The sequence below is a fragment of the Glaciecola sp. SC05 genome (assembly GCF_041380235.1).
In the GTDB taxonomy this organism is placed as follows: domain Bacteria; phylum Pseudomonadota; class Gammaproteobacteria; order Enterobacterales; family Alteromonadaceae; genus Glaciecola.
In genome coordinates, this window is record NZ_JBGIYY010000058.1 from 1 (window position 1) to 494 (window position 494).

Consider the following 494-nt stretch of genomic DNA (forward strand, 5'->3'; position numbering starts at 1 on the left):
ATTCGCATCCCGCTTGAGAGGCAACTCCCAAGCAGTGAAGCACTTGTGCTTCACAACGTTCTTTAACAATTTATAACAAGACAATCTGTGTGGGCACTCATTAAGAGTGTCTACGACAAAATTTATTTGTAATTCGATAGTATTTAATTGAAGAGTTTGATCATGGCTCAGATTGAACGCTGGCGGCAGGCCTAACACATGCAAGTCGAACGGTAACATGTCTAGCTTGCTAGATGATGACGAGTGGCGGACGGGTGAGTAATGCCTGGGAACTTGCCTTTGCGAGGGGGATAACCATTGGAAACGATGGCTAATACCGCATACGACCTACGGGTGAAAGGGGGCTTAGGCTCGCGCGCAAAGAGAGGCCCAGGTGAGATTAGCTAGTTGGTGAGGTAAAGGCTCACCAAGGCGACGATCTCTAGCTGTTCTGAGAGGAAGATCAGCCACACTGGAACTGAGACACGGTCCAGACTCCTACGGGAGGCAGCAGT

The 494-nt window shown here is 49.2% G+C and carries 1 rRNA gene; it reads left to right on the plus strand.

Going from position 1 to position 494, the window contains the following annotated elements:
* Nucleotides 1-144: 144 nt before the first annotated feature.
* Nucleotides 145-494 (plus strand): 16S ribosomal RNA (locus AB9H30_RS19365); the annotation flags it as partial.